12 protein-coding genes are annotated in these 18,586 nt (G+C 47.5%); all 12 read left to right on the top strand.

The features are described from left to right. The first annotated feature begins 55 nt into the window (after window positions 1-55). The 12 genes from FYJ65_RS01910 to FYJ65_RS01850 all read left to right on the top strand — a co-directional run bounded on the left by FYJ65_RS01910 (window position 56) and on the right by FYJ65_RS01850 (window position 18,553). The gene (locus FYJ65_RS01910) at window positions 56-1,417 is read left to right on the top strand and encodes a vWA domain-containing protein (RefSeq protein ID WP_206157269.1); all 1,362 of its coding nucleotides are present in this window, start codon (window positions 56-58) and stop codon (window positions 1,415-1,417) included. Beyond that, complete coding sequence (locus FYJ65_RS01905) at window positions 1,407-2,921, top strand: ATP-binding protein (RefSeq protein WP_154553659.1); 1,515 nt, start codon at window positions 1,407-1,409, stop codon at window positions 2,919-2,921. Before FYJ65_RS01910 ends, FYJ65_RS01905 begins: the two co-directional genes overlap by 11 nt. Before the next feature lies 1 nt (window position 2,922). Continuing rightward, on the top strand, window positions 2,923-3,684 hold the full coding sequence (locus FYJ65_RS01900; protein ID WP_206157268.1) for a leucine-rich repeat domain-containing protein: 762 nt from the start codon (window positions 2,923-2,925) through the stop codon (window positions 3,682-3,684). A gap of 171 nt (window positions 3,685-3,855) precedes the next feature. Then, entirely contained in the window at window positions 3,856-4,122 is a 267-nt protein-coding gene (rpsO, locus tag FYJ65_RS01895; RefSeq protein WP_154553657.1) for a 30S ribosomal protein S15, read from the top strand. A gap of 97 nt (window positions 4,123-4,219) precedes the next feature. After that, entirely contained in the window at window positions 4,220-6,337 is a 2,118-nt protein-coding gene (locus FYJ65_RS01890; protein WP_154553656.1) for a polyribonucleotide nucleotidyltransferase, read from the top strand. 89 nt (window positions 6,338-6,426) lie between these two features. Beyond that, complete coding sequence (locus tag FYJ65_RS01885) at window positions 6,427-8,370, top strand: DUF2207 domain-containing protein (protein WP_154553655.1); 1,944 nt, start codon at window positions 6,427-6,429, stop codon at window positions 8,368-8,370. 50 nt (window positions 8,371-8,420) lie between these two features. Then, complete coding sequence (locus FYJ65_RS01880) at window positions 8,421-8,978, top strand: LemA family protein (RefSeq protein WP_154553654.1); 558 nt, start codon at window positions 8,421-8,423, stop codon at window positions 8,976-8,978. 60 nt (window positions 8,979-9,038) lie between these two features. Then, a complete protein-coding gene (gene ppk1, locus FYJ65_RS01875; RefSeq protein WP_154553653.1) occupies window positions 9,039-11,081 on the top strand; it encodes a polyphosphate kinase 1 in 2,043 nt (680 codons plus the stop codon). A 23-nt stretch (window positions 11,082-11,104) separates the two neighbouring features. Next, window positions 11,105-11,959, top strand: a complete 855-nt coding sequence (locus tag FYJ65_RS01870) for a putative ABC transporter permease (protein ID WP_154553652.1) — start codon at window positions 11,105-11,107, stop codon at window positions 11,957-11,959. Between the two features lie 388 nt (window positions 11,960-12,347). Further along, on the top strand, window positions 12,348-13,457 hold the full coding sequence (locus FYJ65_RS01860; RefSeq protein ID WP_154553651.1) for an AAA family ATPase: 1,110 nt from the start codon (window positions 12,348-12,350) through the stop codon (window positions 13,455-13,457). Between the two features lie 278 nt (window positions 13,458-13,735). Further along, entirely contained in the window at window positions 13,736-14,281 is a 546-nt protein-coding gene (locus FYJ65_RS01855; protein ID WP_154553650.1) for an IS110 family transposase, read from the top strand. Window positions 14,282-14,563: 282 nt separating this feature from the next. Next, window positions 14,564-18,553, top strand: coding sequence for a hypothetical protein (locus FYJ65_RS01850; RefSeq protein WP_206157267.1), 3,990 nt, complete (start codon window positions 14,564-14,566; stop codon window positions 18,551-18,553). The last annotated feature ends 33 nt before the right edge of the window (window positions 18,554-18,586 follow it).

Raw genomic sequence — 18,586 nt, 5'->3', positions numbered from 1 at the left:
TTACTAAATTTGTACAGTTGCTTGCATAATGATATTTTTGTGGTATCATCATTACATGAGAAATAATGACGAAACAAAACAGAATCAGATGATTTCAATCGCCGAGGACGTGCTCCGGGCAGCGAAGGACCGAATCGTTGCCAACATGCGCTTTATGGACTCGGCGATTTTTGCGTTGCGGGAAAAGTGCGACGCGAATCGGGAGGGCGTGTTCGGTACGGACGGTGCGACATTGTACTATTCCCCGGATTACGTGATTTCCATGGGACGGGATGGGATATCGGAGATGACGTACGCCTACATGCACCTTTTGCTCCACTGCATGTTCCGGCACTATAAGAATCCGCCGGAAAATCGGCAGCTGTGGGATATCGCGGCGGACATGGCGGCGGAGGCGTTGATTCAATCTTTTGAGATGGATTCCTTCCGGCACTGTCGGGAGGAAGAACAGCGGGAGGCGCTGACTCAGGTTCGGCGGGAGACAGAAGGCCTGTCCGCAGAGCGAATTTATCGGTGGCTGGCGTCCGGAAATCGGAAGTTAGAAGAAGTGCATCAGCTGGGAGATTTGTTCCGGGTGGACGACCACGGTCTTTGGTATCCGGAAAATTCTAATTTTCTGAAGCCGGAGGACGTGCAGGATTCGGAAGAATCGAAAGATGAGAATCCCACCGAATTGCTGCGGGAGACTGATGTGCCGGATTGGGATCGTATCGCCCAGATGGTGAAAATCTCTTTGGAGACGGAAAACCGGGGTGCGGAGCGGGGAGAACTCCTCACCGCCCTCAACGCGCGAACGGAAAAGCACATGGATTACAGCACCTTTCTCCGGAAGTTCACCCTGTTTCGGGAGAACCTGAAGGTGGATGACAGCGCGTTCGATTATATCTTCTACACCTACGGGCTGGAGCTGTACGGCGATATGCCGCTGGTGGAACCGTTGGAGTACGCCGATGAACGAACCATATCGGATTTCGTCATCGTCATCGATACATCGGCGTCTACCCAAGGTAAATTGGTGGAGCGTTTCGTGCAGCGTACCTTCGACCTGCTGCAGGAAAGCCGGGAAATCAAGAATCGGTTCAACATTCACCTGATTCAATGTGATGCGGCGGTGCAGGAAGATCGCATCCTTCGCACCCGAGAGGATGTGCACCGGTATCTGGAAAACATGGAACTGAAAGGACTGGGAGGTACGGATTATCGGCCGGCCTTCCATTATATAAACAACCTGGTGGAACGAGGGGAGTTCCGGCACCTTCAGGGCGTGCTGTACTTTACCGACGGAAAAGGCATCTTTCCCCGCCGGAAACCGTCTTACGACACGGCATTTATTTTTGAGGACGATGCGGCGGCGTCGGAAGCGAAGGTTCCTTCCTGGGGAATGAAAGTGGTATTTGGAGGCAAAGATGAATATTGAAGAAGCAAAGAAACAGGTAAAATACGCGGTAATTTCCTATCTGTCAAAGGACGAGTTCGGGGAATACCGGATTCCGGTGGAGCGGCAGCGGCCGATTTTTCTCATGGGTCCTCCGGGAATCGGAAAGACGGATATCATGAATCAGGTAGCGGAGGAAATGAACATCGCGGTGGTGTCCTATTCCATGAGCCATCACACCCGGCAGAGTGCTTTGGGTCTGCCGTTCATTGCGGACAAGGAATACGGCGGCCGGAAGTATCGAACCACGGAATACACCATGAGTGAAATCATTGTCAGCCTGTACGACGTGATGGAAGAAACGGGAAAGGCGGAGGGCATCCTCTTCCTGGATGAAATCAACTGCGTATCGGAGACACTGGCGCCGTCCATGCTGCAATTTCTGCAGTACAAGGTATTCGGACGCCACTCCATTCCCGACGGCTGGGTCATTGTCACCGCCGGAAATCCGCCGGAATACAACAACTCCGTGCGGGAGTTCGACCTGGCGACGCTAGACCGCTTGAAGCGAATCGATGTGGAGCCGGATTTTGGCGCTTGGTGGAAGTACGCACAGAACCAGGAGGTGCACACTGCGGTGCTCACCTATTTGGAAATAAAAAAAGATGATTTCTACTCTGTGGAGACGACAGTGGACGGAAAGGAATTCGTCACTGCCCGGAGCTGGGTGGATCTGTCCGACATGATGAAGCTCTACGAGGAACATGACATTCCGGTGAACACGGAACTGATTCGCCAGTACGTTCAGAACGAACGAATCGCCCGGGATTTCTCCGCCTACTACGACCTGTTCTATCGCTACCGGAAGGATTACCGTATCGATGATATTCTGAAAGGCGCGGTAGAGGACGGCGTTCGGACGAGGGCGCAGGAATCATCCTTCGACGAGCGGATTACCGTGATTCGCCTTCTGATGGACTCGCTCTCGGGGAACTTCCGAAAGGTCAACGAATGCGGAGAAGCGCTGAATCGCTTTCTCCTGTCCATAAAAGAAAACAACCGCCGGCTGGCTGCCGCGTCCGTTCCGGAGGCGGTGGAGATTCTGCGGGAGACGGAAGAGGCTATCGGTGCAAATCTTCGCCGGGAGAGAAAATCCAAATCCGTTTCCGCCAAGGAGCTTCGACTGGAGAAACTCCATCTGAAATACCTGGAGGATCTGTCTCTCACCTTGCAGAGAGATTCCATGGATGGAACGACATCGGATCCGGTGTCTCTGATTCGAGAATTTATTGCGCCGAATCAGGCAGAACGAAAGAAGTTGGCGGGAGAAGCCGGAAACCGGTTGGAAGCTGCATTTGATTTTATCCGGGACGCCTATGGGGAGAACGAAATGATTATTTTTGTCACCTCCCTGACGGAAAACCGGGAAAGCGCCGGATATATCGGAACGTACGGGTCGGAGAGCTACTATAAATACAATAAGGAGCTGCTGCTGAATGACCGGGAGGACGAGCTGGTTCGGAAGATTCGGGAACTGGAGGTTTAATATGCCCACATTAATGCTTCGGGAAACATTGATTAGTTACGATAATCGGTATGAGCATTACAGCGTGCCGGCCCATATTCGGAATATATCCGCCAACTGTTTCAATGAGCGGTGGGAGCTTCAGTGGCTGACGCTGCCGGAACACCTGGAGGAGCTGGGGGATAATGCTTTTCGGATGTGCATCAATTTGAAGCGCATCGATATGCCGGTACGCATTGAGAAGGTTGGGCGTGCGCTGTTCAGCTATTGCAGAAATTTAAAGTCCGTTTCACTGCCGGAGGGAGTGGAAGAGATTGATTACGAGATGTTTCGGGAGTGCGGAGCGCTGCAGGAGATTGTTCTGCCGGATTCGGTGGAGCGGATTCACGGGAGCGCTTTCAGCAGCTGCGGAAGCCTGAAATATCTGTCCTGCGGTGCCGAGGTTTTCGCGCTGCTGCCGGAAAAAGTACAGCCCGCTGCGGCGTTGACTTATTTGGAACGGAAGGGGAAGGAGAATTCCCGGCTTCCGGAAATCTTTGAACGGTACGTTCAGGAGAAGAAGGAACTGCTCCTGGAGATGGGGATTCGGCGAAACGATGTGCGGGGGATGCAGTATTTGCTGGAGAACTCGGATCCGGACAGCGAGTTTCTGAGAAATTGCCAGGAAATCGCACAGCGGAATCACCGAACGGAAATCGGAGCGTTGATTCTGGAGGCGATGGAAAAGAACCGGGAATCTACGAGCGAGGGCGCTTTGGACTGGGACCCTTTCGGAGACTTGTAGAGTCGGAAAAATAAGGGGGATGAAAGCTTTTTTTAGCAGAAATAATTATAGACAAACCCCTTCGGTTATGGTATTATATTTGAGCTGATTAATTTTCATACCTCTGCTTCGGCGGTGCGCTGCTCCGGCGGCTGCGATGCTGAGGTGAATTGTAAGAAAAGGAGAAACGAAATGATTACAAAGGAAATCAAGAACAACATCATCGAAGAGTACAAGACACACGAAGGAGATACCGGCTCCCCGGAGGTACAGGTTGCAATTCTGACTTACAGAATCAACGATCTGAACGAGCACCTGAAGGAACACCACAAGGATTTCCATTCCAGAAGAGGTCTGCTGAAGATGGTAGGTCAGAGAAGAAATCTGCTGAAGTATCTGAAGAATACCGATATCGAAAGATACAGAAGCCTGATTGCTCGTCTTGGCCTCAGAAAATAGTTACTGGATAAAGCGGGAATCTTCCCGCTTTATTTTGTATTATAAGAAAAATCCCAAAGTTATAGTAAGTGATTAACAGGAAGGAGTTGTTAATTTAATGGGAAGATTTACAGATTATCGCACCTTTAAGACGGCACTGGGCGGAAGACTGCTGCAGTTCGAGATCGGAAAGGTATGCGAGCAGGCAAATGGACAGGTAACGGTTCGTTACGGTGAGACCGTAGTGAACTGCACAGCAACTGCATCGAAGGAACCGAGACAGGATATCGATTTCTTCCCGCTGAGCTGTGATTACGAAGAGAAGATGTATAGTGTCGGAAAGATTCCGGGAGGATATATTAAGAGAGAGGGTAAGCCGGGCGAGAAGGCCATTCTCACATCCCGTCTGATTGACCGTCCGCTGAGACCGCTGTTCCCGAAGGGCTTCCGGAACGACGTAGTGGTTGTGGCAAGTGCATGGAGTGTGGATCACGATTGCTCTCCGGAAATCGCTGCAATGCTGGGCTCTTCCGTCGCACTGGCAACATCGGATATTCCGTGGGATGGTCCGACCGCCGCTGTTGTAGTCGGCAGAGTAGACGGCGAACTGATCATTAACCCGACCTACGAGCAGAGAATGGCTTCCGATATCAATCTGACCGTTTCAGGTACAAAGGAAGCGATTATGATGGTAGAGGCCGGCGCAAACGAAGTTCCGGAAATGGAAATGTTGGACGCCATCATGTTCGGCCACGAGGAAATCAAGAAGCTTTGCGAATTCATCGAGGAAATCGTTGCCGAAGTGGGCAAAGAAAAGATGGAATACAAGGTATTCAAGGCTACGGAAGAAATCGATGCAGCCGTTCGTGAATTTGCCACCGAGAAGATGATCACCGCTATCAAGACTGTTGAGAAGCAGGAACGCATGGCCAACATGGACGCGGTTGAGAAGGAAACCAAAGAGCATTTCGCAGAGATTTTCCCGGAAGGAGAAAAGGATGTTGCGGAAGTTCTGTACAACATTAAGAAAGAGAACGTTCGTGCGATGATTCTGGATGACGGAATTCGTCCGGACAACAGAAAGTTGACGGAGATTCGTCCGCTCTGGTCTGAGACCGGTCTGCTGCCGAGAGCACACGGATCCGGACTCTTCAAGAGAGGTCAGACTCAGGTTCTGTCCGTTGCAACTCTGGCTCCGGAGAACGAAGCACAGAATCTGGACAGCATCGATATCGACCGCACCACCAAGAGATACATGCACCAGTACAACTTCCCGGGATACTGTACCGGTGAAGCGAAGACCAGCAGAGGTCCGGGCAGAAGAGAAATCGGACACGGTGCACTGGCAGAGAGAGCGCTTCTTCCGGTTATTCCGAGCGAAGAAGAATTCCCTTATGCAATTCGTGTGGTTTCCGAAGTTCTGTCTTCCAACGGTTCTTCCTCCATGGCATCGACCTGCGGTTCCTGCCTGGCACTGATGGATGCAGGTGTTCCGATTAAGAAGCCGGTATCCGGAATTGCAATGGGCCTGATCGAGGGCATCAACGAAGACGGCACCAGTCGTTACGCAATCCTCAGCGATATCCAGGGCATGGAAGACTTCCTGGGCGACATGGACTTCAAGGTAACCGGTACTCCGGATGGTGTCACTGCACTCCAGATGGATATCAAGGTACACGGTCTGTCCAGAGAGATTCTGGAGCAGGCACTGAACCAGGCAAAGGAAGGTCGTGCGCATATTCTGGAGAACATGCTGGAAGAGCTGCCTGAACCGAGAAAAGAACTGTCTCCGTATGCACCAAGAGTTATCTTCATGCGTGTGGATCCGGATAAGGTTCGTCTGGTTATCGGACCGGGCGGAAAGACCGTTAACCGGATTGTGGAGGAAACCGGCGTTAAGATCGACATCTCCGACGACGATGTGGGCAAGATCTGCATCTACAGTGAGGACATGGCCGGTGCGGAAGCCGCAAAGAGAGAAATCGAGCTTATCACGAAGGATGTGGAAGTGGGCGAAGTGTACACCGGTACCGTTAAGCGTATCATGAACTTCGGCGCATTTATCGAAATTCTGCCGGGCAAGGAAGGTCTGCTGCACATCTCCAAGATGGCAAACCATCGTGTGGAGAAGGTGGAAGATGTGATGAACATCGGCGATAAGGTTGAGGTTAAGGTTACCGAGATTGATAACCAGAACAGAATCAACCTGGTTCGCAAGGACCTGAACCGCCGCTAATTTCACAATGAAGTTGAAATAGTTCAGCGGAAAATGATATAATCTAAATATGTATAAGCTGCGAAACCACGCAGAGAAAGGAGAGTCCTGTGTCGACAAGTACAAAGACATTCCGCTATTTGATATTTGCTGTGGCCTTCGCAGCTTTTCTGTATATTGCGGGATTTGTAAATGCTGATACGGTATACGGATATACCACACCGGAATACGATGTGGATATTCATGCCAATATCAATCAGACCTTCGATTACCGGGAACGCATTACGGTAGACTTCGGGGAGGAAGCACACCACGGAATCTATCGGTACATTCCGTTAGGCAGTAAGTATCGGATTAAAGATATCAAGGTCAACAACTACGAATACGACACCTACGCGGAGTCCGGAAATCAGGTCATCAAAGTGGGATCGGCCGACACGACGCTGAAGGGAAAACAGACATACATCATCCGCTACACGATTCAAGGTATTCAGGATAACGATTCCAAAGCGGATTATATGAATCTGGATGGAATTCCGGGAGGATGGGAAACGCCGATTGATAAGGCGAAGGTCACCATTCACCTGCCAAAGGATTTTGAATTCAAGGATCTTCAGTATTACAGCGGTACATATGGTTCCACCATCAATAAATACGGAACCTGGAAGAAGGACGGACCAACGATTGTCTATGAAGCGGAGAATTTACCGAAATCGGCAGGCGCGTCCGTCTACGGAGTGCTTCCGGAAGGCAGTTGGACCGGATCGCTGAGCTACGGCTGGCTCAAGAACCTGTTGCTGATTCTCGTTCTGGCAGGGACCCTGATTATGGTGCTGCTGCGCATTACCTGGGGACGAAATCCGGAGATTACGGAGACCGTGGAATTCTACCCGCCGGAGGGCTTAACGCCAATCGATGTAGGGTATATCATCGACGGAACCGTGGATGACAGCGATATGACGGCTACATTCTTCTATTTGGCTGACAAAGGATATATCGACATCGACGAATACAAGAAGAACAAATTCAAGTTCACCCGTCTGGGGGATTTGCCGGAGTCGGAGAAGCCTTCCATTCAGCGCTTTTTCCGGGGAATTTTCGGAAGTTCCGCTTTTAAGGATTACGAGACCCTGAAGGAAAAGGATCCGAAGAAATTAACCGTTCGAACCAAGGACATCGGGAACCGAATGCACCACGCTTTTGAGGATATTCCGTCCCTGGTGGATGACGAATATTCCGGCGGACATAAGCTGTTTACCACCAAGTCCCGGAAAGCGGATCGAATCGGAAAGATGATTTTCTTCCTGGTGCCGGCACTGGCAACGGCATTGCTGATGTTCCTGAACACCACGCTGTCCCTCCTGTATTCCGCGGCGGCCGGACTGGTGGTGGGATTGTTCTTCCTGGCGCTGACAAGAAAACTGGTCAGTATCTACTATTATCGGAAGAGCCGAAAGGGGTCCAGCGTGGCACTGAAGTTCGCGCTTTGGGTTACGATATACGCTTTTGCCGTCCTGGGTTACGTGCAGTTCTTCTGTCTGGATTCGGAGTGGGGATATAACGACGGCCGGATCACCACCATTCTGTTGGCATTCTTCGTTATCGGACCGTTGGTTCTTCTGGGCATGAAATCCAGAAGCGATTGGAGTGCGGCACTCTACGGCCGGGTGCTGGGTTTCCGGAACTTTATCCGGGATGCGGAACTGGATCGAATTGAGGAATTGGTGGAAGGAAATCCATCCTATTTCTACAACGTTCTGCCTTACGCATATGTGTTCGGCATGACGAAGAAGTGGGCCAGCAAGTTCGAATCCATTCCGGTGGAGAGACCGTCTTGGTATTCTCCGTATAACACGGCGGAGAATGCGTACTTCGACGTGGTGATGATGGATTCCATGCTGAATCACGTATCTACCGGTGTAACCGATGTAATTCACGAAAGCATTGCGAAAAGCTCGGATTCCGGCAACAGCGGCGGAATCTTCAGCAGCAGTGGCAGCGGCAGCAGTTTCAGCGGCGGCGGATTCGGCGGCGGAGGCGGCGGTGCCTGGTAGCCCCGAAATATTGTTTTTACATGCGAACTCGCAGAAGAAAGGAGTGTGCTATGGCTTTGATTATTGTTCTCGTGGTGGCGGCAGTGATTCTCGTATGGGGAATTTCCACCTATAACGGCTTTGTTCGTGGGGACGTAAATGTGGAAGAGGCATTTGCGACCATGGACGTTTATTTGAAGAAGAGATTCGATCTGATTCCGAATCTGGTGGAGACCGTGAAGGGATATGCGGCGCACGAAGCGGAAACGCTGCAGTCCGTAATTGCGGCGAGAAACGCAGTGGGTGCGGCAACCACCCCGAGCGAGAAGTTCGAGTCCGAAGCGGGCCTGTCTCAGGCACTTCGTTCCATCAACATCGTGGCAGAGCAGTACCCGGATTTGAAGGCCAATCAGAATTTCCAGGAGCTGATGACTCAGCTGCAGGCGGTGGAAGGAGATATCGCCAATGCGCGGAAGTATTACAACGCTTGCGTAAAGAAGTTCAATGTACGTCTGAAATCTTTCCCGAGCAACATTATCGGCTCCATGTTCCATTTTGAGATGAAAACGATGTTCGAAGTTTCTTCTGAGATTGAACGGGAAAATGTGAAAGTCAGCTTTGACAAATAAGATTGATTGAGTGAGGGGCGTCCTGTTTCAGGGCGCCTTTTCCGATATGAAGGATAGGGCATGAAGGAATTATACAAGAAAGGATATACGCAGAATCGAGAGCTGTCCTGGCTGCGGTTTAACGAGCGATGTCTGGAAGAAGCGTTGGATGAATCCCTTCCCGAGTTGGAAGCGATGAATTTCGTGAAGATTTTTTCCGGCAATCTGGATGAGTTTTTCATGGTTCGGGTCGGGAGCTTAATGGATCTGGACCGGGTGGCACCGGAGAGTCAAGACCCCCTTTCGGGAATGAGTCCGTCTCGTCAGCTGAAGCAGATCTGCAAGAACACCCGGTATCTGTATTACAAGCGGGAGCAGATCTACGAGAAGGTTCGAAAGAATCTTCGGGAGAAAGGCATATGGATCAAGAATAATGAAGAGTTGACCGACCGGGAACGGGAGGTCTGCTTCGCGTACTTCCGGGATGTCCTTCTGAAACAGGTATCCATTCGGTTCCTTTCCGGAATCGATGGGCTGCCGGAGCTGAAGAACAATCAGACGGTGCTGCTGGGAAAGCTGGATGAGGGATACTATTCCATCGTGTCTTTTCCGGAGGAGATGCCGGCGCTTCTTGCGTTGGAAAACAGTTCGACAGGGTTTGTCGGAATCCGAACGCCGGATGTTCTGATGGAATTCTTCGACAAGTGGATGCTGCCCTTTCAGGCAAAAGAAAAATTACTTCTTCGCATCACTCGAAATGCGGAATTCCGGGAAGGCGAGGAAGACGAACTGTTGAAAGCGGATTTTCGGTTGCAGATTCAGAAAATGCTCCGGGAGCGGAGCACGCAGCCACCGGTTCGTCTGGAAATCCGGGGGGATTGCTCGGATTCCTTCCGGACGGAATTGATTGCGAAATTCAAGATTCCGAAAAAACACTGCTTCACCACAACGGCGCCTTTGGAGTACGGGTTTCTGGATGAATTGAAGGAAGTTTTGCCGAAAGCGACCCTTCGGACACTTTCCTATCCGCTGTACACCCCGAGAAGCACGCCGACATTCTTCGACGAAAAGGTGGTGGATTATGCGAAACGGGAAGACATTCTCTCTTCCTATCCCTATGACTCCATGATGCCCCTTCTCCGGATGCTGAAGGAGGCGGTGACGGACGACCGGGTGCGGGAAATTCGCATGACCATCTACCGGCTCAGCAGCCATACCCGGATTGCAGAATACCTGGCACAGGCGGCGGAAAACGGCAAGAAGGTGAAGGTGCTGATCGAACTTCGCGCCCGATTCGACGAACAGAATAACATCAACTGGTCCCGCCGTCTGGAACGGGCCGGGTGCAAGATCTATTACGGCAGTGAAAGCATGGACGACTACAAGGTGCACTGTAAGATCTGTCAGGTGGTTCTGGAGGAGATGGGGGAAAAGCGGTATCTGACCCAGGTGGGCACGGGAAACTACAACGAGACCACCGCTAAGTTGTATACGGATTTCTCCCTGATTACGTATAATCAGCAGCTGGGGAAGGACGTATCCCGTTTCTTCAAGAACATCTGCAAGAATCGGTATTTCGAGGATTACAAGTTCATTCTGGCCGCCCCGCAAGGTTTCAAGCAAGCGATTCTGCAGCAGATTGAGTCGGAAACCGCGAAGGGTAAGAAAGGCCGTATTTTTATAAAAGTAAATTCCATGACGGATCCGGATGTCATCCGCAAGTTGTCCGAGGCGTCGGAGGCGGGCGTGAAAATCCGGATGATTGTCCGGGGAATCTGCTGCCTGCTGCCGGGCGTGGCGAAGCGTACCGAGAACATCCACATCGTGAATGTGGTGGGCCGGTATCTGGAACATTCCCGGGTGTATATTTTTGGCAGCGGAAAGAAGGAGCGGATGTACATCAGCTCAGCGGACCTGATGACGCGCAACACCGAGAAGCGGGTGGAGCTGGCGTTCCCGGTAATCGATCCGAAGGTGCGGAGCCGCATTAAGAACACGCTGCTTCTGAATTACATGGACAACGTGAAAGGCCGGCGGCTGGATTCGGAAGGCTGTTATCGGCGGAAGGAAGTGAAGGGGGAGCCGGTAAACAGTCAGCAGCGGTTGATGGATGAGCAGATATAACGATAGAAGGGAGTGTTGGACCGGTGACGATTGTACAGATAGCATGGTATTTTCTCATATATTCATTTCTCGGCTGGGTGGTGGAAGTGGTCTACCAGGCGCTGGAGAAGGGCTTGGTGGTAAACCGGGGTTTCCTAAATGGGCCGGTGTGTCCCATCTACGGGTTCGGCGTGGTGGGACTGTTCCTGCTGATGGATGCGGTGTCCACCCGGAACCCGCAGGCGCTGAGCCTCTGGGAAATCTTCATATGCGGGGCGCTTTTGGCCACGCTGATTGAGCTGATTGGGGGATGGATTCTAGACCGGTCCTTCCATGTTCGGCTTTGGGATTACCGGGATAAACCGTTCAATTTCCGCGGATATGTCTGCCTGGAATTCAGCATTATCTGGGGCTTGGCCATCGTCTTTGTGGTACGAAACGCCCACCCGGTCATTGAAGATCTGTGCGGCCACATGATGACCCATCATTACGCATTTTTCTTGATGGTGTTTTTATATGTGCTGTACTTTGCGGACTTTGTGGTATCCGTATTTATCCTGATTGGATTGAACAAGCGCTTTGAAGAGCTGGATGAGATGCGGCGAAAGATGCGCACGGTGAGCGATGAACTCAGCACGAGAATCGGAACCGGTGCACTGGAGACGGCGCAGCGAGTAGATGAAGCGAAGGTTCAGGGCTATCTGGCGAAAGCGGAATTGGAGAACGAGATGGAGGAGAGACGAAAGGAACTGGACCGACGAAAGGAAGAGTTCTGCGATACTTGTCGCCGGAGACGGCATTTCGGTTACGGCCGGTTGATGCGGGCGTTCCCGAAGCTGGAGCACCACGACCATGAGGCGCTGCTGGAGGAACTGAAAGAGCGGCTGCGTTTGGGTTAATGGACTTGATGAACTAACGCCGGGTTCTTTCGAAGCACTCTCGGAGATTCACAGAGTGCTTTTTGGTGAAATATATGATTTTGCAGGAAGCATACGAACGGTGAATATTGCCCATCCGTTCAGAGACGGGAATGGCAGAAGCATGCGCATATGGCTCGACTTGATGTTCAAGAAAGAAATACAGCAGGTTGTTGATGTGAAAGGAATCGATCACAGCTATTACTATGAGGGATATAATATCTATAAGGTGGAAGAGCTTTAATAAGAAAATATAATAAGAGAAAACAACCGGATTTAAGGAAACATCACTTGTTTTCTCTCGAAAATTATCGTATTATACTGGTATTAGTTCCTGGATTTAGAATTAATAAGTGGAAGGATCAATGCTATGATAATTATGCGTGTTAAGGCAGATAATATTCTGTGCTTTAATGATTTCGAAATCAATATGTCGTACCCAAAGAAAATTGTAAATTCTCCTGTTGAAAATGAGTGGTTAAGCGAGAGAACAAACTTCAGATACAAGAAGGTCAATATCCTGATGGGTGGCAATGCCACCGGTAAGACATCACTTGGCAGAATTCTTATGATGTTTATGAATTACTTCAAAGATGGTGCAGTAGCAAGATTCATTGATATGATTAGCGACTTTTCAAGATCAGCACATCTTGAAATTGACTTTGTTACAATGAATCTCAGGTTGTATAGGTTTACTTTTAAAGCGAACATGAAAAATGATGATGGATATGACAATAGTGATATTACAATAGAAATTAAGAGCGTTCGTATAAATAAAATGGATTCATATGAAACTTGTGCGGCCAAGCTTGATGACGGAATTAAATGTGAACACACAACATACGACAAGGTGAACACCGAAGGCTGGAGCTTCATTTTTCCAAGAGATATAACCGTAAACACCCCGTATTCCCTCATTGGGAAGAACAGTAAATATCTAACAGTGTTGGAAAAAGTATTAAAAACGCTTGACCCGGCGATCCGCAAAGTAGAAGAGCTTAAGGATGTTGATAATTCATATGTGATACGACTTGATAACAGAGATGTGATTATGCAGGACGGAAAAATTGCAAATGAAGCAATTCTTTCAAGTGGTACAAAAGCAGGTATAGATATCGCATATATTATTGCGTCTTCAATCTGTAATCTGCATGATTTTTACTACTGCGATGAAATATTCTCGTTTGTAAACAGCGATTTAGAGAAGGCTTGTTTATCTATAATTATAGAGAAATTGGGAGATGACAGACAGTTATTCTTTACTACTCATAACACAGATGTGCTTGATATGGATTTGCCTAAGCATTCATATACTTTCATGAAGAAGGAAGTACGTGATGTTGGAGTGGACATAAGCTGCGTGTATGCATCAGACTATCTAAAGAAGGCTGAGGATTCTTTGAAAAACGCAGTAGAAAATGATTTGTTCTGCATTGCTCCGGAACTCAATGAACTATACGACCTCATTGATCTGAATTAAAGGGGGGCGTGCTTATGGCAAAGAGATTTAATTAGGTGTTCTAATCTGGATAAGAAACTGAATGAAAAGAATTTTGATATTTCAAAGTTTTGGAGCAAGGAGCCTCCTGAGAGTTTTTCAAAATACGGAAATGATGCGAATATAATAAAAAAGTTAAGGTGAAATAATTAGACAATATGAAGTGACCTCACATTTGTAGCAACGTGGATTTACCCGTATACTTGAATAGTCACTACATTACTCAAGAAACGGGATTACCGCATACAAAGGAGGTCACTATGAAAAGTATAATCTATGTCGGGATGGATGTCCACAAAGCAAGCTTTACACTTTCCTGCTTTTCCGTTACTACACAGGAGACATTTGCTACAGTCAAGATATCTCCGGACGCAAAGGCCATTAAGAAATACCTTGATGGAGTCAGTCTCTCACGCAGTGAGGAATGTGAATTTGTATGCGGCTATGAGGCTGGATGCCTCGGTTATACGCTATACCATCAGCTGACTGCCATGAACATCAGATGTGTAATCATGGCTCCGACCACGATTCTGCGAAACAGCAAGAGAGTCAAAACGGATCGCATCGATGCTGAGAATCTTGCCAGATGCTTGGCATATGGCGGATACAAGTCTGTGTATATACCGACTGCTCAGGATGAGGCTGTCAGAGACTATCTCAGGATGCGCGATGACCACAAGCTAATGCTAAAGAAAATCAAACAGCAGATCAATGCATTCTGCCTGAAGCATAATAAGATCTATCCCGGCAACAAGTCATGGTACGTTATTTCTCCGAAGGTATCTTGCAAGCGCTTTGGCTTGTAAGATTAAGGTTCAGCTATCTACGAACAACCTATGATGGCACAGATTTATCTGTGATCCGCGCTTTTAGACGGTAGAGCTCACGGTGGACCATTGACCTGCGGGATTAATCTGCGTATATCAGAGTGGCCAATGCCAGGAACTGTATTTGCTAGAGCGCTTACAAGATACCTTCGGGTAGTGACTTTTCAAAAGCGGAATATTTTCTCTTAACAAAGGTCACTTCATATCAATTTAAAGAAAGGAAAACAAACTATGAGGAAAAGAGGATTGATTTTTTGTCTAGTGTTTTCAATGATTCTTTGTTCGTTTCCTGTAAATGCATTTTCAGTGACGCAGGATGAAACGGCGAACAATAATGGAAAAATACTAGAAGCAAAAAAGAAATATGAAAAGGCCGTAGAAGATTATCGACTAGGACCTGCAAAATTTTTGGATGATCGAATGTGCGAAAAACACAAGGAAAGTCATTCAAAAAGTGGCTATGAGAAAAAATTGGCAGCTGAAACAAAAACTTTTGTAAAAATTCATGAAAAAGTAAGGGCTTGCTATAACGCATTTTTAAATGATCCTAAAAAGGATTGGAGAGAGGATCGATGGTTTACTTTTGACAATCTTCGTTTACAGGTAACATGGTTAAACGAATTAAATGAATTAAGAGCATCAGACGACAATAAGAAATTTTCTGCTCCGGAAAGAAAATCTCCGATTAGATATATTTGTCCGGAGCTCGTTATGGAATCCATGATGTCTTCTCTTGTTGGATATTATCAGAGAGAAACATTCCACGAGACTTCACATTTGCTAGGTTCCGATGGTTCTATTTATGTTGTTGAAAGGGGGGAAAATTTATCATGGAGTCGTAAAGATCCTTTTGATGGATGGTATCGACAAGAAAAAAAATGGTATGATGAAGGATATCGTGAAAGCAATAGCGATAAAGATTTGGGGCATTATTATTATATTATGAGCAAATGCGACGAGAATGACTGCGTTGGATTTGGTGTATTCCCAGACGATGATTATGACTTGAATGGCTGGGGATGTGTAGCAATGAGAATGTCTACATATCATGATTCTGAAGTTGATGATTCAAACGAAGGCGAACCGGTCTACACAGCAGACGAGTGGCTGAAGCAGGTGAATGCTTACGAGAAGGAGCTGAAGGATAAGGTCAACCAAGCAAAGAAAGAATGGGAAGAGGCGAAATACACCCCGGAAGTAACTGTAACCCCGGCAGATTTAACATACAATAAGGAATCTCAGAACTTAGTTTCCGAATCGAAAACATCCGGTGGCAAGTTGCTGTATTGTATGGATAAGAAAGAATACGTATACAACGAGGAAGAGAAAAAATTCGAGTGGAAAACAAGAAAGACAGACTGGAGCGAGAAGATTCCAACTGCGACCGATGCGGGAGAGTATAAAATTTACTATAAGGTAGAAGGAACGGATTATTACCGGGATAAGGCAGAACAAGAACTGACTGTAACAATTAAGAAAGCAACTCCGGTAGTAAATGTTGAATTCAAGAATCCGGAAGATCTGGTAGTGGATTACGATGCACAGGGGAAGGATATTGAACTGGTAACAAAGGCTGAAACAACAGGTGGTACGCTGATGTTCTCCAGCTCGAAGGACGATAAATGGTCTAATGCACTTCCGACTGAAAGCAAGCCGGGCAAATATACTATTTCCTATCGTGTGGATGGAGATAAGAACTATAGCGACGTTTCGGCGAAAACTCACGAAGTTGAAATTAAGAAATGCCAGCCAAGAGTCTCTGTATCCTTTAAGAAGGGACTTGTGTATAACGGAAATAACCAGAACTTGGTAGAAAAAGCAATAGGAAACGGAAATTCAATTTACTATAAAGTAGATGATGGAAAATGGACGTTAGAAGCGACTGCAATGGATGCAGGAGAGCATAAGGTGCGGTATAAGACGGAAGAACTGCCTTATGTTCTCCCGATGGAATCAGAAGAATATACCGTCTCCATTGAAAAGGCAGAACCAAAATGCGATGCAGAATTTGCAGATGATACCATCGTTTATGACAACAAAGTATATCTCGTTCATAAGACGGGAAACGACAAGTCTCCGGCTCTTATGGCAGGAATAAATTATGAACAGAAGATTGAATATAAGGTAAATGACGGAGAATGGACAACGGAATGCCCGAAAGCAACTAAAGCAGGGGATTATACGGTAAGCTACCGGGTTCCAAGCTCGAAGAATTTTAAGGAAATTCCGGAAAAGACAAAGACGATTCACGTTACGGCCGCAGCTCCAACATTTGATATTAAATTTGCCGAAGACCAAGAGTATAATGGAAAGGCTATTACGATTTTCAATCTCCTCGTTTGCGAGAACGGAACATTTAAGTACAAGATTAATGATGGAGAATGGAGGTCAAATTCTTATAAGAAGGTGCAGAAACCGGGAACATACAAGATTACCTATAAGGTAGAAGGAAATGAGGGATATTCGGATATTCCGGAGAGGGAGCATACCGTTGTAATCCGAGAAAAGGCAAAACCAAAGGCAAATATTTCTGAATCCTACAGCAAAGAAGAGACATGCACCTATTCTCCGAATGGAGTTATTCTTTTCTCCGGCAAGAGTAGTTCGAATGGCTGTAAGATTGTTTACAGCGTAAACGGTGGAGACTGGACGGAAACTATTCCGGAAGCAAAAAATGCAGGAACCTATGAAGTAAGATGCAAGGCTCTCGGAAATGATAAGTATTCGGACAGTGATGTCATTACAAAGACCTTCACTGTTCAGCCGCTTAAAATCACAACAGCGTCTATTGGTCTGAAAGATGGAAATTATCGATTCGATCAAACCAATAAGGGGGAAGAAATTACTCCGGTTCTTAACATAACACTTGATGATGAACCACTGAAAGAAGGAACAGATTACACGCTGGAAGGAGATACCACAACAACCGAGCCGGGAAATCATACCATTATCGTAAAGGGAAAGGGAAACTTTACCGGCGAAAAGGCTGTAACCTATACCGTATATGCTCCGAAGGAAGAATCCACGGATAAACCAAGCGGTGGTGAAACAGAAAAGCCGAAGCCAAATCCGGGCGAAACTCCGGATCCGGGAACAGGTGGTGGCTCTACAGAAAATCCAAAGCCGGAAGAAAAGAAAGATCCGGTAGTTACCGCAACACTGGAAGAAAACTTGGAATACAACAGAAAAGATCAGCAGCTCTGCAAGAAAGCAGAAACAACAGGCGGTACATTGACAATCGGTCTGAAGGACGAAAACTATATGTATTCACCGGATGAACTGGATAAGGTAGTCGGATACAATCCGGGAACATATACCATCGTTTATGAGGTGCAGGGAAACAGCGAATACAATAGCAAATCCGGAACATTGGGAACGGTTACTATTAAGAAGTGTGATATTTCTACTGACGGAGCACTGGAACCGATTTACGATAAGGAGCTTAGTCTGTTGTCAGCTACTCAGACTGTTCAGCTTAGAGTCGAAGGAATTCGATGCTTTAAGACTTCTACCAGACTGAATGAAGGCGAAGACTATGTTCTGGAAGGAGATACCGGTGAAATCTCTAAGCCGGGAACTTATTCCTTTACAGTAAGAGGAACCGGTTCCAAATACACCGGCGAAGCGAAATTCTCCTTTAATGTTGTAAAGAAGTACACCGACCCGAGTGAAGGTGGAGGAAACACGGAAAAACCGGAACCTTCCAAACCGGAACCGTCGGAACCATCCGAACCGCCAAAGCCGGAAACGAAGACTCAGATTGCAGATGTATATCTTTCTGCATCGAAGTATACGTATAACGGAAAGGTTCATACTCCGCGTGTAGAAGTGTACGGAGAAGATGATGATGAAGTTCCGACCGATCAGTATAAGGTAACGTATTCTTCCGGAAGAAAGAATTTGGGTTCATATACCGTAACCGTTACCGGAATTAATGATTATGAAGGAACAATAAAGAAAACATACGTTATCACCCCGGCAAAGATGAAGACTCCTTCTGTCAAAGCCGGAAAGAAGAAACTCACCGTAAAGTGGAAGAAACTTGGTGGTGGTAGTCAGACTTATCAGATTTATGTTCTGAAGAAGGGAACGAAAAAGGCAAAGTACTATACAAGTACAGGTTCTTCCAAGACCATTAAGAAACTTTCTAAGAAGAAGTATTATTACACGAAGATTCGAAGCTATAAGAAGATTAACGGTAAGACATACTACGGATCTTGGTCCGGAACAAAGAAAGTTAAAGTAAAGTAGTTAAATTGCGAATGCAGGGGCAGGAAATTGTTC

The organism is Mogibacterium kristiansenii, from assembly GCF_009695905.1.
GTDB lineage: Bacteria > Bacillota > Clostridia > Peptostreptococcales > Anaerovoracaceae > Mogibacterium_A > Mogibacterium_A kristiansenii.
This window is presented reverse-complemented; position numbering and strand designations above follow the sequence as displayed.